The sequence below is a fragment of the Bacillus sp. JJ864 genome (genome assembly GCF_036963045.1).
Classification (GTDB): Bacteria; Bacillota; Bacilli; order Bacillales; family Bacillaceae_G; genus Bacillus_A; species Bacillus_A pseudomycoides_C.
On sequence record NZ_JBALLY010000201.1, the window covers coordinates 1 to 22984 of the forward strand.

General features: G+C 35.4%; 24 protein-coding genes, 1 pseudogene and 1 riboswitch. Of the genes and pseudogenes, 19 read left to right on the top strand and 6 right to left on the bottom strand.

Annotated elements, in window-relative coordinates; genetic code table 11:
* Nucleotides 1-31: 31 nt before the first annotated feature.
* Nucleotides 32-1330 (bottom strand): histidine--tRNA ligase, encoded by a 1299-nt coding sequence (locus V7024_RS22665; protein WP_335524195.1) that lies wholly within the window; start codon nt 1328-1330, stop codon nt 32-34.
* Nucleotides 1331-1651: 321 nt separating this feature from the next.
* On the bottom strand, nt 1652-2125 hold the full coding sequence (ybaK, locus tag V7024_RS22670) for a Cys-tRNA(Pro) deacylase (protein WP_335524198.1): 474 nt from the start codon (nt 2123-2125) through the stop codon (nt 1652-1654).
* Between the two features lie 121 nt (nt 2126-2246).
* Here ybaK and rraA point away from each other — a divergent pair, with 121 nt between their 5' ends.
* From rraA to V7024_RS22690, 4 genes are all read left to right on the top strand, one after another.
* A complete protein-coding gene (gene rraA / locus V7024_RS22675; protein ID WP_335524200.1) occupies nt 2247-2732 on the top strand; it encodes a ribonuclease E activity regulator RraA in 486 nt (161 codons plus the stop codon).
* Between the two features lie 384 nt (nt 2733-3116).
* The gene (locus V7024_RS22680; protein WP_335524201.1) at nt 3117-3572 is read left to right on the top strand and encodes a VOC family protein; all 456 of its coding nucleotides are present in this window, start codon (nt 3117-3119) and stop codon (nt 3570-3572) included.
* Between the two features lie 154 nt (nt 3573-3726).
* Nucleotides 3727-4449, top strand: a complete 723-nt coding sequence (locus V7024_RS22685; RefSeq protein WP_335524241.1) for a YwiC-like family protein — start codon at nt 3727-3729, stop codon at nt 4447-4449.
* Nucleotides 4450-4845: 396 nt separating this feature from the next.
* Nucleotides 4846-5637, top strand: a complete 792-nt coding sequence (locus V7024_RS22690; protein WP_335524202.1) for a phosphotransferase — start codon at nt 4846-4848, stop codon at nt 5635-5637.
* A 224-nt stretch (nt 5638-5861) separates the two neighbouring features.
* Here the strand turns inward: V7024_RS22690 and V7024_RS22695 are convergent, their stop codons facing one another.
* On the bottom strand, nt 5862-6053 hold the full coding sequence (locus V7024_RS22695) for a hypothetical protein (RefSeq protein ID WP_335524204.1): 192 nt from the start codon (nt 6051-6053) through the stop codon (nt 5862-5864).
* Nucleotides 6054-6200: 147 nt separating this feature from the next.
* Nucleotides 6201-6299: riboswitch (SAM riboswitch) on the top strand.
* A gap of 100 nt (nt 6300-6399) precedes the next feature.
* Between V7024_RS22695 and V7024_RS22700 the strand changes: the two genes are divergently transcribed.
* The 3 genes and pseudogenes from V7024_RS22700 (at nt 6400) to V7024_RS22710 (ending at nt 7536) form a co-directional block, all read left to right on the top strand.
* Nucleotides 6400-6651 (top strand): hypothetical protein, encoded by a 252-nt coding sequence (locus V7024_RS22700; RefSeq protein WP_335524207.1) that lies wholly within the window; start codon nt 6400-6402, stop codon nt 6649-6651.
* Between the two features lie 309 nt (nt 6652-6960).
* Nucleotides 6961-7128 (top strand): annotated as a pseudogene (locus V7024_RS22705) (NAD(P)H-dependent oxidoreductase); the annotation flags it as partial.
* Nucleotides 7129-7167: 39 nt separating this feature from the next.
* Complete coding sequence (locus tag V7024_RS22710) at nt 7168-7536, top strand: group-specific protein (protein ID WP_335524209.1); 369 nt, start codon at nt 7168-7170, stop codon at nt 7534-7536.
* A gap of 38 nt (nt 7537-7574) precedes the next feature.
* Here the strand turns inward: V7024_RS22710 and V7024_RS22715 are convergent, their stop codons facing one another.
* The 3 genes from V7024_RS22715 to V7024_RS22725 all read right to left on the bottom strand — a co-directional run bounded on the left by V7024_RS22715 (nt 7575) and on the right by V7024_RS22725 (nt 10566).
* Nucleotides 7575-8837, bottom strand: coding sequence for a serine hydrolase domain-containing protein (locus V7024_RS22715; RefSeq protein ID WP_335524212.1), 1263 nt, complete (start codon nt 8835-8837; stop codon nt 7575-7577).
* A 95-nt stretch (nt 8838-8932) separates the two neighbouring features.
* Nucleotides 8933-10132: an MFS transporter gene (locus V7024_RS22720; protein ID WP_335524215.1), complete on the bottom strand. Its 1200-nt coding sequence runs from the start codon at nt 10130-10132 to the stop codon at nt 8933-8935.
* Nucleotides 10133-10149: 17 nt separating this feature from the next.
* Nucleotides 10150-10566: a MarR family winged helix-turn-helix transcriptional regulator gene (locus tag V7024_RS22725; RefSeq protein WP_335524218.1), complete on the bottom strand. Its 417-nt coding sequence runs from the start codon at nt 10564-10566 to the stop codon at nt 10150-10152.
* 193 nt (nt 10567-10759) lie between these two features.
* Between V7024_RS22725 and phaZ the strand changes: the two genes are divergently transcribed.
* The 12 genes from phaZ to V7024_RS22785 form a co-directional block, all read left to right on the top strand.
* Nucleotides 10760-11656, top strand: coding sequence for an intracellular short-chain-length polyhydroxyalkanoate depolymerase (phaZ, locus tag V7024_RS22730; protein ID WP_335524219.1), 897 nt, complete (start codon nt 10760-10762; stop codon nt 11654-11656).
* A gap of 71 nt (nt 11657-11727) precedes the next feature.
* Nucleotides 11728-12030: a hypothetical protein gene (locus V7024_RS22735; RefSeq protein ID WP_335524222.1), complete on the top strand. Its 303-nt coding sequence runs from the start codon at nt 11728-11730 to the stop codon at nt 12028-12030.
* A 111-nt stretch (nt 12031-12141) separates the two neighbouring features.
* A complete protein-coding gene (locus tag V7024_RS22740) occupies nt 12142-13317 on the top strand; it encodes an MFS transporter (protein WP_335524224.1) in 1176 nt (391 codons plus the stop codon).
* A gap of 4 nt (nt 13318-13321) precedes the next feature.
* Nucleotides 13322-13528, top strand: a complete 207-nt coding sequence (locus tag V7024_RS22745; protein WP_335524226.1) for an NETI motif-containing protein — start codon at nt 13322-13324, stop codon at nt 13526-13528.
* A 286-nt stretch (nt 13529-13814) separates the two neighbouring features.
* Nucleotides 13815-14006, top strand: a complete 192-nt coding sequence (locus V7024_RS22750) for a DUF378 domain-containing protein (RefSeq protein WP_020061108.1) — start codon at nt 13815-13817, stop codon at nt 14004-14006.
* 224 nt (nt 14007-14230) lie between these two features.
* Nucleotides 14231-15313 (top strand): 3-phosphoserine/phosphohydroxythreonine transaminase, encoded by a 1083-nt coding sequence (gene serC, locus V7024_RS22755; protein ID WP_335524228.1) that lies wholly within the window; start codon nt 14231-14233, stop codon nt 15311-15313.
* Nucleotides 15314-15325: 12 nt separating this feature from the next.
* Entirely contained in the window at nt 15326-16498 is a 1173-nt protein-coding gene (locus tag V7024_RS22760) for a 3-phosphoglycerate dehydrogenase family protein (RefSeq protein WP_335524230.1), read from the top strand.
* Nucleotides 16499-16543: 45 nt separating this feature from the next.
* Entirely contained in the window at nt 16544-17791 is a 1248-nt protein-coding gene (locus tag V7024_RS22765; RefSeq protein WP_335524232.1) for a DUF1015 domain-containing protein, read from the top strand.
* 90 nt (nt 17792-17881) lie between these two features.
* Entirely contained in the window at nt 17882-18559 is a 678-nt protein-coding gene (locus V7024_RS22770; protein ID WP_335524243.1) for a response regulator transcription factor, read from the top strand.
* Between the two features lies 1 nt (nt 18560).
* A complete protein-coding gene (locus V7024_RS22775) occupies nt 18561-19952 on the top strand; it encodes a sensor histidine kinase (protein ID WP_335524235.1) in 1392 nt (463 codons plus the stop codon).
* 310 nt (nt 19953-20262) lie between these two features.
* A complete protein-coding gene (locus tag V7024_RS22780; protein ID WP_438824505.1) occupies nt 20263-22575 on the top strand; it encodes an AAA domain-containing protein in 2313 nt (770 codons plus the stop codon).
* Nucleotides 22576-22777: 202 nt separating this feature from the next.
* Nucleotides 22778-22984: rRNA adenine N-6-methyltransferase family protein (locus V7024_RS22785; protein WP_335524240.1), on the top strand; the 207-nt coding region annotated here is incomplete at its 3' end.

The window sequence follows — 22984 nt, forward strand, 5'->3', positions numbered from 1 at the left end:
CAGTAAGGTCGTTAAGTGGGGGGTAGTTCACTTAACGACATAAGTATTGTTTGAAAGTTCTATTTTCAATAGAAGCAAGAGGAATCGTTTGTTCCGTGCCTGCCTTCATATTTCGTAAAACAGCTACATCGTTATTTATTTCTTCTTCACCGATAATAAGTACATACGGAATGTTTTCTTTGTTTGCATAATTTAGGGCTCGTTTTAGCTTACGATCTGACAGTTCCAGCTCTATCTTTACATTTTCATTTGTTCGCAAAGTGTGAGCGATTTTTAGACACTGTGCCTGTGTTCCAAGTGGAATGATAAAGAGATCGACAGAAGAGGATACACGTTCTTTTTTGATAAGCGCAGTATAAATGACGTCTAAACCAAACGAAATTCCAACCGTCGGATAAGATTTATTATCATTTCGAAATGCACCAATAATGTGATCATAGCGTCCACCACTACCAATACTAGACGCAATACTTCCATCAGTTAAAAAAACTTCATAAATTGTTCCGGTATACATTGTGAGCCCTCGTGCAAGAAAGGGAGAGAACATTGTATTAGATTGAATTCCTAGTGCACCTAAGTATTGCTGAAGTTCTTGAAGTTCAGCAACTCCCTCTTTAACAAGAAGGTTAGGAAACACTTTATCAAATTCAGAAAGTGGCATAGACATACATGTTTCTAATGTCTTACATAACACATCAATCGTTTCGCTTTGTATCTCTCGATTTATTAAATCATTTCTTACACCGTCAATACCAATTTTCTCAAGTTTATCTACAGATAAAATAACATCTTGTACTTGCGATTCGGGGATTTGAATCGCCTGTAACAACCCTGTTAATAGTTTTCGGTTGTTATATTGAACGGTTACGTCTAAGTTTAATTTGTTAAAAATGTCAAGAGCCATTACCATTAATTCTGCTTCCCCTAAGACGGATTCAACACCAACAATATCTACATCACACTGTACAAACTCTCGAAATCTTCCTTGTTTAATAGGGCCGTTCCGAAATACTTTCCCAATTTCATAACGTTTAAAAGGAAGGCGAATTTCTGGATTCATAGCGACAACCTTTGCAAAGGGAATGGTTAAATCATAACGTAGTACAAGCTCGCGATTCCCTTGATCTTGAAGCGTGTACATCTCCTTTAAAATTTCAGACCCTCCACCGTATTTATAAGCCATTAAATCATACATGTTCAAAATAGGTGTTTCTAGCGGTTTGCAGCCATAAGCTTCGAATGTTTCTTCACAAGTCCGTTTAATTGTATTACGCAGCATTTGCTCTTCTGGTAAGTAATCTTTTGTCCCTTTTACATTTTGTAAGTTCATGTTTATCACTCCTTTTTGAAATAAAAAAAGCTATGCGGGTATGAAAATACCCACATAGCTTTATAATCGCTTCGTGGGTAAACAGGAATAACCCTGTACCCACGAAGAAAAAATTCTTCGGATACAAGGCCTTATGTATGATGATGAAGTTGGAAAGAACAATTTATTCTAAACATAAGCAATCTCTCCTATAGCTTTTTAAGTAGTATACTACTAAATATTGGAATTATCAAATTTTATTTTCCCTTTGAAATAGTTTGATAATCTAAGTGGTGTTGGACTCCATAACAAAACCTGTCTCATTTAATGAGACAGGTTTTATTATGAAGTAATGGAAGTAGGTGTTGCGTTACTAACTTTGATTAGGTCAGCGCCGTTCATAAAAATTTGTAATCCTCTTTTTCCAGCACTAATGCTAATTGGGTCTAGAATTGCAGCAGACTCATCAATAAAGAGTGGATAATTTTTCTTCACACCAAGTGGGGAAACACCGCCGCGTATGTATCCTGTTAATCCGAGTATTTCTTTCATTGGAATCATTTCAACTTTTTTATTTTTACTTGCAGATGCCAGCGCTTTTAAATTGAGCTCTTTATGCGAAGGGATACAGGCCATAATTACGCCAGTTTTATCGCCGCGAAGAACGAGTGTTTTAAAGACTTGTTCTAATTGTAAATGAACTTGCTGAGCGACATGTTTCGCATCTAAGTTCTCCTCATCCCATTCATATTCGTGAACTGTATATACGATTTTGTGCTTATCTAACAAACGACAAGCATTTGTTTTACTACTCATGTTACACACTTCCTTTTTGAGTTCTTCTTTTTAGTATACAAAATTTCGCCAATTAAGACAGGGAAAATAAGAAAGGACAAGAATATGTAACATAAATTATGAAAAGAGAAGAGGGAAAATGATGTGGAGAACGACTGATCTTTATGATGCCAATGAAACGGAAGTGCAAGTATGTAAACCATTATTTCAATCATATGGAAAGAAAAAGCAGTTTCATGGGAAAATTGCGACAGTGAAAGTTAAAGATGATAATGTACTCGTAAAAAGGGCACTAGAGATGGTACCAGAGGGAACGGTATTGGTTGTAGATGGAGAGGGTTCAACCAATTGCGCATTACTTGGTGATAATTTAGCAAACATTGCAAGAGAACGGAATTTAGCCGGCATTATTATATATGGATGTGTTCGTGATTGCACAGAGCTTCAAAAAATAGAACTTGGCATTTTAGCAATTGCGACGATGCCAAAGCGAAGTGTGAAAGAAGGGAAGGGAGAAACGAATATTCCTATATCTTTTGGCGGAGTTTCTTGGATTCCAGGAAATTATGTTTATGTTGACGAAGACGGTGTGATTGTAAGTGAAAAAGAAATTCATCATAAGCTATGATATAAAAATAAAGAGATAAAGTAAATTGACACGGTTTAAGAGGAAGTATGGCATTTTAGAATATGAAAATACCATTACGTAAATAGTGAATAAGTTCTTCTTGTAAGGCATACATATATACAGTAGGATCGCGACTTACATATTCGTTTGCCTTTTGAGACACTTCTTACATCATGTAGGGGGTGTCTTTTTTATTCAGTAATACAGTCTTTCATACTATGGCATGACATTGGTAGGTATAAGTACATACAACAGAGGGATGTTGGCATGATCAGATTTTTATATACTGATGGTAATAAAGTGAAATGAATTAACACAGGGAGAAGATTCCCACTAATACTCAGTGTAATGTATCGTATTATTACCAAGAAAGGGATGTAAAACATGATAAAGAATATATATGAAACACATTTACATGTAAGAGATTTAGAGATGGCAATTGATTTTTACCAAAATAAGCTTGGATTAAAGCTAGCAAGAATAATACCTGAAAGGAAAGTAGCTTTTTTTTGGATAGGGGAAGGTAGACAGCAAATGCTTGGATTATGGGAAAAATCAAAAGATACTTCTATTCAACTTAATCATTTTGCTTTTGGAGTAGAATTGAATTTTTTAAGACGGTCTAAAGCTTGGCTAGAAGATAGGGGAATCGAGGTAATTGGAAGTCAAGGAAAAGGGAATGAAGAGCCTATTGTCCAAAGCTGGATGCCAGCAGCAAGTGTTTATTTTCTCGACTACGATGGGAATAAGCTGGAATTTATTTCTCTATTATTTGATGAACTAAACGACCTTGGGTATGTACCTTATTTTAGTGAATGGGAGAAGGAGATAGAAAATTAAAAGGTTTAAAAACTTTTTCACAATGTAAAAAGATTATGGTGTGTTGCTGTACCTGGAATTGTTCAATTATAGACACATTTTCATCAAAAGTCGAAGAATGAAATTATATATAATGAACATTGAGAATCATTTTCGAAGTTGAGGTGTCTATATGATAAAACCAGTCATTCCAAAGCAACATGGTGCATGGGCGATGCTTCTAATCCCGTTTTTGCTGAGTGCTTTCATTGGCAAAGCTACATGGCAACACATACTACTTTTTTTAGCGTGGTTATTTATCTATTTAGCAACATATCCTTTTTTAATGTATATGAAACAAATGCGACAAAAGCGATATTTACATTGGATGCTCATTTATTTTAGTCTTGCTATATTGTTTGGTATAATTCCACTTACATACGAATGGCGTATTCTTTTGTTTGCAATCTATATGATTCCATTATTTTTTATAAACATTTATTTTGCTCGTCAAAAAAATGAACGTGCATTACTGAATGATGTTAGTGCTATTATCGTTTTTTGTATTGGTGGAATGATCAGTTATTATTTCACAATGAAAACAATTGATGAAACAGCATGGCTGATTGCACTTGTTTCATTTTTATACTTTATGGGAAGTACGTTCTATGTGAAAACGATGATTCGAGAAAAGAAAAATCCAACATATCGGTGGATTTCGTGGGGGTACCATTTATTACTTGTAATTGGTACGTTCATTGTATCTCCATGGTTTGTCATTGCCTTTATTCCAAGTTGTATTCGAGCTATCGCTTTATATGGTAAAAAAGTAACTGTTTTAAAAGTGGGTGTGTGGGAAATCGTCAATTCAGTTTATTTTTTCATTGCTACTACAGTATTATTTCAATTGAAGGGCTAATATTAAGTTTACGAATAAAAAGTAAGCATGATTCATACTAAGTAGTTCAGATAACGTGGAGAAATCGTATAAATGGCAGGTTAAATCGAGTATAAAATCACAAAGATTTTATACTCGATTTTTTTGTTGATATGTAAAGGTTTATCATGTTTTCACTGTTGAATTAACAAGTGCAAGAGCACATCAATTATCAGGATGACCATAACCATTGTCATTTCGTTATTTTTAATGCGACTAAAGTTGCTATTCGAGGTGTTAAAAAAAGGGATAGGAAATTTATGTTAAAATATAAAGGCAAGCAAAGTGGTTCCTGTTCCGTTAACGAGCAGGATTGTTGAACAATCGGCATTTGTTTTAAGAGTGTCTAGTTTTTTAATAATGGAGGGGAACTAGCAGATGTCAAACTACGAAAACGAAGAAATGCTAACGGGAGGGAATGTCTCAAACGTATATCGTTCGGAAGGTACTGTTCGACGAGAATTAAAGCAAGAAAGTACCAAAATTCATAAGCTATTAAATCATTTGGAAAACAAAGGTTTTAGTTATGCACCAAAGTTTTTAGGTATTGATGAAAAAGATAGAGAGGTATTATCATTTATTGAAGGAGAAGCTGGTAATTATCCTTTAAAAGAATACATGTGGTCTAATGATGTTTTAAAAGAAATAGCGAAGATGCTCCGTCTTTACCATGATGCTGTGAGTGACTTTCCGTTATCAGATGATTGGAAACCAATGGATAATACTCCAAATAAAATAGAGGTTGTATGCCACAATGATTTTGCAATATACAACATTATTTTTAATCACGAAAAACCAGTAGGTATTATTGATTTTGATGTTGCTGGTCCTGGTCCAAGACTTTGGGACATAGCCTATACTCTTTACACTTGTGTCCCCTTAAGTAGAGTTTATCATACTGAAACCGGTGAGGCAGTTTATTATAATTTATTACAGCATGCCGACCGAATAAAACAAAGAGTTAAATTGTTTTTTGAATCCTACGGTGAGGGTATGGAAGAAGATTATTTGGAGATGGTATTGCTACGATTAGAAGGGTTATGTAAATACATGAAAAGAAAAGCCAAAGAAGGCGATATAAATTTCCAAAAAATGATAGACGAAGGACACCTTGAACATTATCAAAATGATATTAAATTCATTCGTGAACATGGAAAAGAGTGGATTTAATGAAATAAGTCTTATACAAAAATAAAGCTCAGAGTCCTATAGGGACTTTGAGCTTTTTGGCGTGTTATTTAGCTCGTTATTTTAGATTTTCTCCACAATAACTGAACTACTTAGATTCATACGTGCTTACTGCATGTAAAAGCCAGATTGAGCGTGCTTTCCATCAGTGGGGGATGAAGAAAACCCTCCACTGATGGAAGTTTCACTTTATTGTTGGGCATTTTTTATTCTTGAGCTAAAACTTCCGCAGTACTATCACACTGTTGCAAAGCATGTTGAACAGCTTGTAAAGATTGTTCAATACGTTGACGATTATCTGATTTCTCAACTGTTTGTAAGGCGTTTTGTAAACAGTCCTTTGCTTCGTGTAAAGCTTGGCAAGAATCTTGAACGTGACCGCGTGCATTTTTTTGCATGACTGCACCTCCTTTGGTCTTATACATTTGTAGTATGAGCAAAACGATATAAAATATCATAGCATTCAAAAAAATAAATCCTGATTATTCTTATAAGAATTGACTTTTTGGATTGCACTCATTATAGTAAGAGATAAAGTGAATATTTTCTTATCCAGAGAGGTGGAGGGACTGGCCCGATGAAACCCAGCAACCGCAATGCAGGTGCTAATTCCAGCAGAACAGTTTTGTTCTGACAGATAAGAAGGAAGAGATATATACCGCTTCTTCTTATCGAAGAGGTTTTTTTATTGCAAAAAAACCGATAATGAAAAATGGACAACGAGAAAAAAGGAGCGAGCATACTATGACACTTGAGAAATATATTACACTACGTAATGCAATTTATAATTATATAGAAGAGAAGGAAGAGCCGATTACATTATTGGATATTCAACAACATATTACTACTGAACATGAAGGGAAATTTGCGAAGAAGATGCTGCAGCAATTTTATTTATTGCGACTGCTAGATGAACTAAAATTAGATGGAAAAATTACTTTAGCAGAGCAACATAAATGTATAGATGATAAGGGAATTTACTACATAGTAAAATAACAAAAAGGGAGTTACGCTCCCTTTTTTATAGTGGTATTTATTTGAAAATTCATTCTATTTGATAAGCGTTATGTAGATAAAAAGACTGTGCTATGCAGTCTTTTTATAAGGAAATGGTGCTGAGTGTGTAGTGTTAAAAAATTAAATGTGCCCCAAAAGATGGGCGTTCTCGGCTAAAAAATAAAAAAGACACCATCGCCGAATAGGTGTCAGTCGTTTTGTCGAAGAGGTTTGCCCTTTGACATGTATTAGAATATCATGTGAGTGCAAAAAAAGTCAAAAGGGAATTAAAGGAAAGTGCTGTTTGCGATGAACATATTAATTGTATATGCCCATCCAAACCCTTCTAGCTTCAATGCTGCAATTTTGAAACATGTGAAAATAGGATTGAAAGAGATGAAATATTCTGTAACTGTTCTTGGTTTGTATAAAGAATACTTTAGCTCTGTGCTGACGTTTGATGAGGCAAAAAAGAGAGGAATGGTTATAAAAAATGTATGAAAAGGCAACGGGATTATGGAAAATAGAGAATTAATTTACAAAATTATGAGTGTATGTAAAAGAGAAGATGATTTATTTTGTTCTTATCTTAAGTGTTTATCTGATATAAAGGAGAAAAGCGAGCAATTTTCTAAAGTCAAACAAGAAGTGCGAGAAGAGTATCTTATAAAAGGCATTTGTGAAAGAGAAGTGGATATTTTAGTAGAGCAAAGTGAACAAGTTGCAGATTTGTATGTACCTAAGTTTCTCCGATGGGAATTTTTACGAGAAAATGTCCATTATATAGAAGATATCTGTTCTATGGTATTTCAATTAAAACCGTTATGTCTTTCAGAAGAACAATGGAAATATGTAATTACAATTATTGAGAAAGAGCTGTCATGAGACAGCTCTTTTCGTAACAAAAATTTAGGGATTTAAACTTAATTAGAGGACTCTTTCTGTAAATATTCAGCAATTTGTAAATACATATTGCTATATGCGGATTGTATTTCTCCATTATGATTCGCATTGGAAGAAAAGTGAACGATAACCATATGTGCAGTTGGATCGATATATAATCGTTGTCCATAACTGCCTAGTACTTCAAATGCATTATGTTCATTATGGGAGATCCACCACTGATTATGATAAGAATATTCCTCACCATCGCCGACTGGAAGTTCGTATTTTTGTAAATGTTTAATTTCTTCAATAATAGAAGAAGAAATAATTTGTTTTCCGTCGTATACACCATTGTCGACAATCATTTCCCCGAATCTTGCCATGTCTCGAGCTGTGGTATTTAATCCTGCACTCGCTTGTTCCACTCTTGTTTCATCAACAACGTAATATGCATTTTCTTCTGCGCCAATTGGTGACCAAATCCGTTCACTTACTAGATCTGCGAGTGATTTTCCTGTTACGGTACGAAGGATCCATGCTAGTGTTTCAGCAGAACCGTTATTATATGAAAATGTTTCTCCTGGAGCAGCGGTTTCGTTTGCTTCTAGCAACATGTCGTATATTGTTACTGGACCATCATATTTTTTACTGCGAGGAAGAAGGTTGCTTGCTAAATATAATTGTGCATCTTGATTATCTAATCCAGCTTGCTTAAAACCGTGAGTTGGATATTCTACTGAAACTTGCATATCTAATAGTTGTTGAATTGTTGCTATTCCAAATGGTGTCCCTTTTAATTCTTTTACATAAGTTTCTGCAGTTGCGTTAGGCTGCAGCTTTCCTTCTTCAAGGAGGGTATTAACGAGCAACCCTGTAAATACTTTTGCTACCGATGCCATACCGTGTGGTTCGTTTTCTTTATATCCATGAAAGTACCGTTCATATACTAGCTTACCATCATGTAAAACAATGAAAGCATCTGTTTTATGCTTTTCTAATAATTTCAGAACCGTTGTATTATTGTCATTTTCATCTTTAATTTCTAAAGTATCTAGGTCTTGCAAATTAGTTGAGAGTGAGGATATATAATTTGGATTTTTAGCGACAACTTTTGTCGAAGCAAATTCACGCATATGTGAATACGACCAACGCAGATACGGATCTTGTAACCAGTTTTTTTTCGTTACTGTTTGTCTTGAGGAAAAACTTTTATTTGGATTGAATAACGTAAATCCCATACCAGTCAATATACATACAAAAATTAAAATGATTAAAATAAGCGGGGATTTTTTAAATCTCATAATATAAGCCTCCTTCTTATTTTATTATAAGAGATAAGCTTATAAAGAAGCAAAAAAAGGAGAGTAAACGCAGAAGTTTACTCTCTCTTATATGATTAAGCTGATAGTTTTTCTTCTGTTGTTTGCTTTTTGAACTTTTGTTTCCGGCCATGAAGAAAATAGTAAATCAGTAAAGTAAATGCAACGATAATCGAAGAAATAAAATACATATGGTGATAACTTGAATGTGCTGCGACAATTCCTAGTACGAAAGAACCAATACCGATCCCTGTATCGAAGAATGAGAAATAAGTGGCTGTAGCAGATCCGCGTCGATGATTTGGTGCAACACTAATTGCAATTGTTTGGAAGCTTGGAACTAAAGTTCCATATCCAAAGCCGATAAGTACGCCAGAAGCAAGTAACCAAAATGATGTTTGTGCTTGGCTTAAAACGAACATACCGATCATAAAGATAATTATAGATGGATAAATAAGAACATTTTCTCCGAACCGATCGAATATTTTTCCGGAAAATGGCCGAGAAATAACAACTACAATTGCGTATACAACAAAGAAATAACTAGCAATATCGGCCATACCAAGCTCTTTTGCATAAACGGGAATGAATGAAAGAATACCGCTATAGGAAAAGGAAAGTACACAACCTGTGAGAGCGATTGGAATTGTCGAAGGCTCAATTAAATCTTTCCATTGCATACGTTTCTTTTCGTTAGTGACAGCTGTTTTTTCATCAGGAATATTTACAAATAGTCCGCATAGAAAAGCAAGGATAGAAAATATAGAACAAAGGATAAATAAACCCGTAAAAGAGAATTTAGAAATAATCGTTAAACCTAAAAAAGGACCGATAACCATCGGTAAGCTCATAAATACTCCGTAATAACCAAGTGCTTCACCACGTCGGTGAGATGGTGCTACATCTGTTACGATTGTACCGGTAGCTGTTGTTGCCATTCCAAATCCGATACCATGAAAGAAGCGAAGAGCAAGCAGTAAAAATAAGCTTTGTGCACCGAAGTACATGACTGTTGCAGCTAAAAATAACGAAAGGGAGATGAATAAAATTTTCTTCCTTCCTAAATCATCAAGCCATTTCCCTGTAAATGGTCGGCAGATTACAGAAGAAATAAGAAACACTGTTGCGACAAGACCCATTTCTTCAGGTTTTCCTTTTAATCCGTCAATAACATATATAGGTAAAGTTGTGATAAGCATATAAAATGTTAAAAAGAGAAATAGACTACTCAAACATGTTCCAATGAAGTCTTTCGTCCAAAGTCTTTGACTTTCCATAGTCATCCCTCCAATTTTTAATCAAGATTTCGAATTACTTTTTGTAGTACATGAAAAGCAAGGCGAAGCTCTTCCTTGCTAATATCTTGCAATGCTTTTTCTTCAAATGAGTCGACCTCTTCCTGCCATCTCGGTATCATTGCGATTGCTGTTTCTGATAATGAAATGAGCTTTTCGCGTCGATCTGTCCCCTCTGTTCGAGTAATCCATCCCATTAATTCCATACGCTTTAAAGTGCGGGTCATTGTTGGAGACTCAACGTTTAAGTATTGACACAATTCTGTTTGTGTACAAGGTCCGGTTTGATTTAGCCTGAAGATGACGGCCCACTGCGCGCTGTATAAACCGGTTGGAGAAACACGTTCGTTGAATCTCTTGGAAAATTTCCGAGCGGTTTGGCTGACAGTGTGAAAAAAGTGTTGTTTTTCGTCCATATTTTTTTCCTTTCCTAATTAGTTACCTAGCTAACTATATCTATTTTTTTCAGAATTGTCTAGTAGTCTATCGTTATGCTTACGAAAAAAAATCATTTTCAGATTGAGAACATACATTCTATATGATATGATTAATTTAGAATTTTCTGTCTTTTAAAATGTGTGTTATTGATAATTTTGAGGGGGAAACAGAATGATGAAACCGGCCATTATGAAATCAGTAGCATTATCAAATGGAGAAACAATTGCTTATCAAGAAGCGGGAGATGGAACAGAAATAGTATTGCTTATTCACGGGAATATGACATCTTCGCAGCATTGGGATTTGGTTATAGAACAATTGCGAGATTCTTATCATATTTATGCTCTTGATTTACGTGGTTTTGGCTTTTCAACTTACCATCATCCGATTGATTCATTGAATGATTTTACAGAAGATGTGAAGTTGTTTGTGGATGAACTGCAATTAAAAAATTTCTCATTGGTCGGATGGTCAATGGGAGGAGGAGTTGCGATGCAGTTTGCAGCAGCTTATCCGACGAATGTGAATAAACTCATATTGGTAGAATCAGTAGGGGTGAAAGGATATCCAATATATAAGAAGGATATAAATGGTCAACCAATTGTATCAAATCTGTTAACAACAAAAGAAGAAATAGCGGAAGATCCTGTTCAAATTGCACCTGTTGTTGAAGCTTTAAAACAAAAGGATAAGCAGTACTATCGTAATATCTGGAATTTACTTATTTATACGCATCATCAGCCTAGTCCAGATCGCTATGAAACATATCTGAATGATATGTTGACGCAGCGCAATTTTGTTGATGTGAATTATGGACTTGTAACATTTAATATTTCTGATGAACATAACGGAATTGTACCTGGGAACGGAGATGTAAATCGCATTCAGGTGCCAACATTAGTTCTCCAAGGGGATCGTGATTATGTGGTACCAAAAGTAGTTGGTGAAGAGTTGGCAAAGCATTTACCAAATGCAAAATTGGTCATGTTAGAAGATTGTGGGCATTCGCCATTTATTGATTGTTTAGACGTGTTTATAAATGAAGTAATCGCATTTTTGAAAGGATAGTTGCATTGTCTCCTATTGCACATAAGAAACGTATACTGTAATAGGATTGTTTTGAAAAGGAGAAGGTTATAGTGATTTGTTATACAGAACCAGCTACTTTTGTACCGATGATGATTCCAAAAGCGGCTTATCCATCAATTCGTTATAGGACTGTGTATACGCAACCTTTGTTAAATGGTACGAATACGCATATACAAAAATTATACTTTCATACATTCCCTCCAGTATATGGAACGAAATATTATGTGACTTATTCTTATTCGCATCTAGCGCAAGCTGTTGTTGTGCCGCAACCCGTTTTTTATGCTCCTAAAATGAAATCATATATAAACCATATGCAGCCATATGTAAAAGCTCAAGTATGGGAAGGATGAAAGCTAGAAGTCTGAACTTCTAGCTTTATTTTTGTGGAAATTAAGAGTATACGATTTACGGATAAAACATCTATAATAAAGGATGTGAGTTTATCGAGGGAGCGTAATAAAATGGGGAGAAAGTATACGTTTTGGATTATGGTTGGAATTGTTGCGATTTCTGGGCTTTCACAAGGTATGTTGTTACCAGCAATCGCAATGATTTTTGAGAAAGAAGGAATTAGCTCAAGCTTTAATGGTCTTCATGCAACGGCATTATATATTGGTATTTTTGTTATTTCACCTTGGCTTGAGAAACCGATGCGAAAATTTGGAATGAAACCTCTTATTGTAATTGGAGGCTTCATTGTTGTTGGAGCATTATTTTTGTTTACGCAAACCTCTTCTTTTTGGGTATGGTTTGTTCTTCGTTTTTTAGTTGGGGTAGGGGATCATATGCTTCATGTTGGAACACAAACGTGGATTACGACAACTGCTAGTCCGCACAAGGTTGGAAAACAAGTTTCTATTTATGGAGCATTTTTTAGTATCGGTTTTGCAATGGGGCCTTATTTAGCGAGTACAGTACAATATGGCATTGCAACACCATTTATTGTATCAACTATTCTTTGTTTAATAGGTTGGTTATTGCTTATTCCAACGCAAAACGCATTTCCTGATCAAGGGGAAGCGAATCAAGAAAGTGAATCATCTTTGCAGCGTTATAAGCAAGTTTGGATAATGGGTTGGATTGCATTACTTGCACCGTTAGCTTACGGAGTATTAGAAGGGATGCTTAATAGCAATTTGCCTGTATATGCGATGAGGAAAGGTTGGTCAGTTGAACAAATTGCATTTTTATTGCCAGCATTTTCGATCGGTGGAATTATTACACAAATACCACTTGGTATACTTAGTGATCGTCTTGGAAGAGAGCGTATTTTAACATGGGCGTTTAGCGTCAGTACAGTGATTTTTCTAATCGCAGCTATATTTGATGACTATTATTGGCTTGTATTTATATTTATGTTACTTGCTGGTATGGTTATTGGATCCTGTTTTTCACTTGGACTCGGTTATATGACTGATTTATTATCCAAACATTTATTACCAGCAGGAAATATTTTGTGCGGAATTGCTTTTAGTATCGGAAGCATTACTGGGCCTGTATTAGGTGGACTATTTATAGAGAAAATACAGAATACAAGCTTTTTCTTTGCTGTTATGCTCATTATGGCAGGAATTTCGATTGTTTATGTGGCATATATGAAAAGTCAAGAAATGATAAGGAAAGTAGAAAGTAGGTAAAACAATGACAAAGCAATTAAAAAAGAAGAAATTTGAAGTATTACCAGATGAAACAATTGCACAGTGCCTCGAAAGAATGGAAAAGGAAGGATATGCACCGTCACGCCGTATGGAAGAGCCTATTTTTCATGAAGTGAAAAGAGATGGCAAAACGGTTGTAGAGCCTTGTGGACGAAAAATAATATTTGAAGGAAAGTTAAAAACGGTATAAAGTGCAACGCTATATAAATACAAATTAAATAATCGACATAAAAACCTTCTTTCTTTTTAAGCGGGCAAGAGCATCTGGCCATGTATAGAAGCGGTCAGGGCCTTTTTCTGCCACATGCAAGATTTAAAACAAAAGTAGAAAGTGAGTACAGGTCATTTTGTATTCTGCACAGTAGCGACTTATATGATTAAAACGAAAAAATAAAAATAATGGGAAAATTCAAGAATTCCATGCATATAATATAGCGAAAGGCCTTTCACCATTTTTCACCAAGGGGGCAATCATAATGAAATTTTTGTCATACCTTACAGCAATTCTGGTGATTATTGGCGGTTTAAATTGGTTATTTGTTGCGTTAGATTTTAATCTGGTGGAAAAAATTTTTGGTTCTGTACCAGCGCTTGTTGATACCGTTTATTGGCTTATTGGTATTTCTGCACTATATCAAATTTATGACCGTTTTTTTGCAAGTAATTAGCAATTATACAATTATTATTCAAAGTGTTAAGCAGACGTGCTTAACGCTTTTTTGTTTCAATACGAAAAGGAAGTAAAGAAGAGATTCGTGAAAAGCCACTCATGAGAACGGTTCCAATACTTCTTAGTATAAAATGGGGGAAACAGTTTGACCGGGTATTTTATATGAGTTATAATTCAGAAAGTTTTAAAATTTATAAATATAAAAAGAGAGAGGGGAATATGATGCATCGAGTATACAATTTTTCAGCGGGGCCATCTACACTTCCTATTTCTGTTTTAGAGCAAGTACAAAAAGAATTATTGAACTATCAGGAAACGGGCATGTCTATAATGGAAATGAGTCACAGATCAACAGCCTTTCAGGAGATTATAGAGGAAACGAAAAGTCTACTATGTGAGTTAATGAATATCCCTGGAAATTATGAAGTCCTTTTTATACAAGGAGGCGCATCCTTACAATTCTCCATGATTCCACTCAATTTAATGCACCGATATAAACAAGCGGCATATGTACATACAGGCTCCTGGTCAAAAAAAGCAATCCAAGAAGCAGAAAAAATCGGAACGGTTTCGGTTGTTGCATCTTCTGAACATGACCGATTTACATCTATTCCAGAATTCAATCGTACACTTCTCTCTCAAGAAATAGATTATATGCATATTACAACGAATAATACAATTGAAGGTACGCGTTATGTAAATATTCTTGAGACAAGAGAAATCCCACTCGTTGCCGATATGTCTTCAAATATTTTATCTGAAGAGTATGATGTCACAAAGTTCGGTCTTATTTATGCTGGAGCACAGAAAAATTTGGGGCCTGCAGGGTTAACAGTTGTCATCGTTCGTAAAGATTTAATTGGTGCTACGAATTCTTCTTGTCCGGCAATGTTAAACTATGAAACTTACAGTAAACATAATTCACTTTATAATACGCCGCCAACTTTCAGTATTTATGTAACAAAGCTAGTTTTGCAGTGGCTGAAAGCGCAAGGAGGCGTGCAGGAAATCGAAAAAAGAAATTACAAAAAAGCAGCAATTCTATACAACTTTTTAGATGAATCAAGTGTGTTCACTTCACCTGTACAAACTACATACCGATCTTTAATGAATATTCCATTTACAACCTCTTCAAATGAACGAAATGCGTTGTTTATTCAAGAAGCGAAAAAGCATGGTTTTGAAGAACTAAAAGGACATCGTTCAGTTGGCGGTATGCGTGCTAGTATTTATAACGCAATGCCAGTGGAGGGTGTACAAAAACTTGTGAATTTCATGTATGCATTTGAAAAGAAACACAAATAAGGGGATGAGAAAATGTTTCATATTCAAACGTTGAATCAAATTGCCGAAAAAGGAATTACTACGTTTTCAAAAGAGAGATATAGAATAGGAGAAACAACCAAGAATCCTGATGGTGTTTTATTGCGAAGTTACTCATTGCATCATGAGGAGTTTTCAAGTGATTTAAAAGCAATTGCAAGAGCGGGGGCAGGTGTAAATAATATACCAGTAGAACGGTGTACAGAAAAAGGGATTGTTGTTTTTAATACACCTGGGGCTAATGCAAATGCTGTAAAAGAACTTGTACTTGCAAGTTTAATTATGTCATCTCGTAATGTTGTAGACGGTATTGTATGGACAAAAGGGCTGCAAGGTGAAGAAGTACCGCAACTTGTTGAGAAAGGGAAAAAGCAATATGCTGGTTCAGAAATCGCCTTGAAACGTCTTGGGATTATTGGACTAGGTGCAATTGGTGCTCTTGTTGCAAATGATGCCTTATCATTAGGAATGGACGTCGTTGGTTATGATCCATATGTTTCGGTTGAAACAGCTTGGCGATTATCGAGACAAGTGCAGCGAGCATTTAGTTTAGAAGAAGTTTTTGCGACATGCGATTATATTACCTTACATGTTCCACTGGTAGAACAAACACGAGGTTTCATAAATGAACATGCATTTCAAGTAATGAAAAAAGGAGTTCGCATTTTAAATTTTTCTCGCGGTGAGCTTGTTGACGAAGATGCGTTGGAACGAGCGCTTCAAACGGGGGTTGTGAATCATTATATAACAGATTTTCCAAACGAGCGTGTGCTGCAAATGAAAAATGTGATCGCAACGCCGCATCTTGGGGCATCTACATATGAATCAGAAGAGAATTGTGCGATTATGGCAGCACGGCAACTGCAAAGTTTTTTAGAAACGGGTAATATCCGCAATTCAGTAAATTATCCAAATGTAGACCTACCGTATATCGGCAAAAAACGAATTACAATTGCGCATCAAAATATTCCAAACATGGTTGGACAAATTACGGCATGCCTGGCGGAGCATCATATAAATATTGCAGATATGATTAATCGTAGTAAGGGCTCTTTTGCCTATACAATGATTGATATTGATAATGGTATAGATGATATTATTAAAGAAGATGTGTTAGCGAATATTAGAGACATTGCAGGTGTTGTAGCAGTGCGGATGATTAGTTGAACCAATCGGTTTACTACCTGTTAATGTAGATAAGGAGAGATTTCAGTGGTAACAATTAAACCATTTCGGGCGATTCGTCCTATACAAGGGCGTGCAAAAGAGGTAGCTGCTCTTCCTTATGATGTACTCAATAGTAAGGAAGCGAAAGAAATTGCGAAAGATAATCCGTATTCGTTTTTGCGTGTTGATAAGGCAGAAATTGACTTAGATCCATCTATTTCTCCTTACGATAGCGAAGTATATGAGAAAGCAAAGGGAAATTTACAATATTTGATGAAATCAGGTGTACTTATACAAGAAGAGCAACCATGTTTGTATATTTATGAACTTATAATGAATGGTCGTTCTCAAACTGGGCTGGTTGTTTGTACATCGATTGATGAATATATAAACGATACAATTAAAAAGCATGAGCGGACGAGAGCTGAAAAAGAAAAGGATCGTATTCGTCATGTTGATGTCTGTAATGCTCATACAGGGCCTATTTTTGTAACATATCGCGGGAAAAGTGAAATTGCAAATGTAATCGCGAATTGGAAAATAACGCATAGCCCAGTTTATGACTTTACGGCAGATGATGGTATTGGGCATAAAGCGTGGATGATTCATGATGAAAAAGTCGTTGTTACATTAATCGAATTGTTTGAGGACATCCCTTCTTTATATATTGCTGATGGTCATCATCGCTCTGCATCGGCTGTGAAAGTAGGAATGATGCGCCGGGAAGCACATGATGATTTTACAGGTGAAGAAGAATTTAATTACTTTTTATCTGTACTTTTTCCAAAAGATGAATTAGCAATTTGGGATTACAATCGCATTGTAAAAGATATAAATGGATTATCAGAAGAACAATTTTTACAAGCGATATCGCAAGCCTTTTATGTAGAAAAAGCAGAAGTGGTTCCATTTAAACCGACAAAGCGTCATACATTTGGAATGTATTTGAATAAAGCATGGTATAAGTTGACGGTGAAAGAAGACAGAGTTGATGAAAATGATGTTGTAAATAGACTAGATGTATCCATTTTACAAGATCAATTATTGCATACTATTTTACAAATTGATGATCCGCGTACAAATGACAGAATTGATTTTGTTGGAGGAATAAGAGGGCTGAAAGCGTTAGAGAGAATCGTTGATGAGGAAGGATGGACAGTTGCTTTTTCAATGTACCCAACAACAATGGAAGATTTACTAGCTATCGCGGATGCAGGAGAAGTAATGCCGCCAAAATCAACGTGGTTTGAACCAAAGCTTCGCAGCGGTTTATTTATTCATTCGTTAGAATAGAAGAGGAAGCAATTTGCTTTCTCTTTTTTTCTTGCATATTTTGTACCTATCTTATAATGTATAGTCGTACTGACTGAAGGAAAGGGTTGGATATATATGATACATATTTTGTTAGCTGATGATGATTTACATATAAGAGAGCTCCTTCGTTATCACCTTCAAAAAGAAGGATATACAGTGTGGGAAGCTGAAGATGGAAAAGCTGCACAGTCTATACTAGAGAAAGAAACAATTCATTTAGCCATTGTTGACATTATGATGCCACATATAGATGGTTACACACTTTGTGAAGAAATTCGAAAATATTATGATATACCAGTTATTATGTTAACAGCAAAAGATCAGTTAGTAGATAAGGAAAAGGGCTTTTCTGTTGGGACGGATGATTATATTGTAAAGCCATTTGAACCTGCTGAAGTATTATTTCGAATGAAAGCATTGTTACGTCGTTATCAAATGCTAAGTGCAGATGTTATTCAATTGCATGGAACGACAATCGATAGAAAAAGCTATGAAGTACGTTGTCAAGAACAAACTATTTTATTGCCATTAAAAGAATTTGAGTTGTTATCACAGCTTGCGAGTTACCCAGGGCGAATTTTTTCTCGTGAAGAATTGATCGAACTTGTGTGGGGAGTGGACTTTGCAGGAGATGAGCGCACTGTAGATGTCCATATTAAGCGATTGCGTGATCGTTTCTCTAAACGAACAGATGATTTTCAAATTAAGACGGTACGAGGTCTTGGATATAAATTGGAGTTGAAATAAAATGCGATCATTATATTCACGGTTTGTTTTAATTTCTATTGTAATAATGTTAGTTAGTAGTATGATTGGGTTTTTATTATCAAATGTGTACTATCATCTGTATTTGAAACCATACAACAGTGAAAAGATTTTAAAATACGCACAAGAAGTGAAGCATTTATATGAGCAGTCCGATGAACAAAATCGAGAAGAGTATTTGAAATCTATTTCAAATCTTGGTTTTGAAATTTATGTGGTAGATGATCAAAAACAAGGAAAACGATATGGAAATGCATTTCGAAAAATTAACGTGAGTGAAGAAACGATAGAAAGTGTATTAAAGGGTCATACATATAACGGAATTTCGACGTATCCTACAAGGTTATTTATAACAGGTTTTTTTGATAATGAACTTTTAAATAGTATTGGTATTCCAATTCAACATGATGATAAGCAGTATGCACTCTTTATTCGTCCAGATATTCAGCAGCAATTTGGTGAAATGCGTATTTTCTTTTCTGTATTATTATGTTTAATGGTTGGGTTAAGTATTATTTGTATTGCAATTGCAGCTCGGTTTATTGTACGTCCGATTCAGCTTTTTACAAGAGCAACTAAAAAAATTGCAAATGGAGAGTATGAAGTAGCTCTGCCAGAATATCGAAAAGATGAAATTGGAACACTGGCTATCAGTTTTCGGAAAATGGCAAAAAGCTTAAAGGATTTAGATCGAATGCGACAAGAGTTTGTTTCAAACGTTTCCCATGAATTTCAATCTCCGCTTTCATCGATTCAAGGATTTTCGAAGACGTTACAAACAAATGAGATGAGTGAATCTGAGCGTAAGCGCTATTTGAAAATTATTGAATCAGAAAGTAGACGTATGTCTACTTTGTGTAAACAATTATTAACGCTTGCGTCTCTTGATAAAGAAGAAAGAGTGTTAGATAAAAAAACATTTGATGTAGGTAAGCAAATAAGAGATGTTATTTTTATGTTAGAGTGGCAATGGCGTGAAAAAGATGTCGCACTGGAACTGGATGTTCCAAGTATACAGGTGCACGGAGATGAAAACTTGCTCCATCAAGTGTGGACAAATCTACTGACGAATAGTATTAAATTCACAGAAAATGGCGGGACCATTTCGTTTTATGGGGAAGAGAAAGAAACGGAAGTGTATCTCTCGATTTCTGACACAGGGCTTGGTATGAGTGAAGATGAGATTGATAAGATTTTTGGTCGATTCTACAAAGTGGATGAGGCCCGCAATAGAACGATCGAAGGTAGTGGACTTGGGCTTTCGATTGTGAAAAAAATTATTGACCTTCATGAAGGAAGTATTACTGTACAAAGTGTAAAAGGTGAGGGAACTACGTTTACCATTTACCTTCCGAAAATAACTAAAAATGTTTAGTAGGGCGAGAGCATCTGGCTGTGCATAGAAATGGTTAGTTCCTTTTTCTACCGCATACAAGGTTGAAAAGGAGAAAGTAAGTGAATGTCATGTTGTATTCTTCATAGGAACGATTTAACTGTATAACCATGAACTGAAATTATATAAAAGAAAGCTTTGGCAACAAGAATTGATAAAATGGAAAGAACGAAAAACCGCAGTAAAACTTTGCTGCGGTTTTTTACATTCTATTTCAAAACACTCAATTTATTTCGATCAGGAAGTATTTCACTTTCAGTCAATCTATAGATTTGTGGTATAGTGAGAAAGTATGTTTGCAGTAGAGGAAGGAGACATAAACATGATTACATCTGCGCAAACTCCTTCATTAACAGAAACGATGAAAGAGTGGCATGAAGCGTTAACATATGAAATTAAACATTGGAAGACAGTTGGTGGAAGTAAACTGTCTATTATAAATGGACGTTTTTTATATACAGACTATGAAAGTAGTGTCTATGTATTTCAGCTTATTTCTGAAGTAAGTTTACCGGACGGAACACCGATTCGAATTGAATTTGACGGTGAGGAGGCAACTGGGGAAGTATTATCTGTTCAAGGATTAGACATTGAAGTCAAACTTAATTGTTACATGCAGCATCATATACAGGAAGCTGCATTATATAGTGAGCCGTGGCAGCTATTAGAACAATTGCAAGAACGTTTAAAAGAAGTAAGAAAAGATAAACAAAGACGTCAGCGCGTGAAGCGGTTACTACAAGGAACGAATGAACCAAAGCACATTTCGAAAATGAAAAAAGAGAAAAATGAACTTGCATATCGTGCATTTTATAACGCAATAACGTACGTCTGGGGACCGCCGGGAACCGGGAAATCATACAATTTGTCGCGCATTATTGCGGCGCATTATCAAAGTGGGAAATCTGTTCTTGTATTAGCTCATAGTAATGCAGCCGTTGATGTATTAATGGGCGAAGTAACAAATCAAATTGAGAAAAAAGAGAAGTGGGTACCTGGAGAGGTAATCCGGTATGGTTTTAGTCAAAATGACCAAATTCGTAATCATGAAACGTTGCTAACTACGCGATTAGTTGAATCGACAAATGAAGAATGGGAAGAAGAGAGGCTCTATTTAGAAGAATTAAGACAAGAATTAAGACAAAAAATTCTTTCTTATAAAGCGACTTCTGCTGAAAAAAGAAAAATGCAGGAAATTGAAGTTGATCTTCGAAAGCAAAAAGCAAAAGTGAAAGAGGTCGAAAAAGAGTATATTGAAAATGCAAAAGTCATTGGGGCAACATTATCAAAATGTGCAATCGATTCACTTGTTTATGAAAGAACGTTTGATCTTGTGGTCGTCGATGAAGTAAGTATGGCATATGTTCCGCAAATTGCATTAGCAGCTTCTTTAGGGAAGCGTATTGTTGTGTGCGGGGACTTTCTACAATTACCACCAATTGCTTTATCGAACCATGAGCTTGTGAATAAATGGTTAAAAGAAGATATGTTTTACCATGCTGGCATAGTAGATGCGGTAAATGAACGTAAAAAGCATCCGAATTTATACATGCTTCAAGAACAGCGTCGTATGCATCCGCATATTTCAAGCTTTACGAACGAATTTATTTATAAAAACGAAGTGTTCGATCATCCTTCTGTGACTGAGCGAAATAATATTACAACTTTACAGCCTTTCATGAAAGAAGCAGCGGTTTTACTAGATACAAGTAATATGGGCGCGTATTCATTAAAAGATGCTGCATCAAGTTCACGTTATAATATTTTTTCTGGATTATTAGCGATGCAACTTACCTTAATTGGTTTAGTGGATGGAATACCGTCAATCGGTATTGTAACACCATATCGTGCGCAGTCACGCTTTTTATCAACGTGCATCAGGGAATTTTTTCAGAAAACAAAGTTCAAAAATGCGCCTGTACTAGCAGCAACAGTTCATAAATTTCAAGGGTCTGAGCGTGATATGATTTTGTTTGATACAGTTGATAGCTACCCGCAAGAACGGCCAGGTGTACTATTCTTTGATCAAAAAAACCACCGTCTCGTTAATGTTGCAGTAACGAGAGCGAGAGGGAAATTTATTCAGCTATCAGATTGTCAATATATGAGGCAAAACCTTTCGCGAAAACAGGCTTTATCTCATTTAACGTCTCATTTACAAAAACGGGGAGATGTGTATGATCGTACAACATCAAAATCAATTCTAGAGAGAAAGATTACGAAAAGATTGCGGTGGTTTGTACAAACAAGTAGAGAAGAAACGAAAGTATTATTAAAAGATATAATCTCAGCGAAAAAGAAAATCATTGTATCTATCCCTAATTCAAGTCGCATGGATAAGAGAATATGGCAAGCATTAGCACGTGCAGAATCATCTGTTATCATCTATACAGAAGCTCAAGTTCCGATAAAAAATGTACAAGTGCATCGGCAAAATAAAGTAATGCCATTTGTTATTATTGATGACGATATCATGTGGGTAGGTGCCCCGTTAACATCTCAGATGATTTTTGAGGGTAGTCCGGAATTTCCGTATATAACAGCGAGACTACAAGCGCCGCAAACAGTTGGAGTACTAAAAGGGTTTTTAGATATAAAAATATAGAGCTTTCTTCGAAATGGATTTATATAGTATGGGAAATATAGCAAAGATAACCTCAGATAAAAAAGTGTCTGGGGTTATTTTTGTATAAGCTTATTTATGTATTTAGGATGGTATTAAGAATATCTTATATTTTTCTCATCGCATTTTAATATTTTTTTAGTAGAGTATACCTTGTATCCTACAAGGAAAGAGGAAGAAAACTATGAAGGTACTACATTTTTTAAGCGAATATATAAAGCACCCACGAACTGTAGGAGCAGCATTTGCAAGTTCTAAGCAACTTGCAAAACAAATGGTATCTCCTATTAATTTTGAAAAAGCAAAATGCATTATTGAGTATGGACCAGGAACTGGAGTGTTTACAGAACAGCTCATTCAACATAAACACAATGATACTGTACTGTTAATT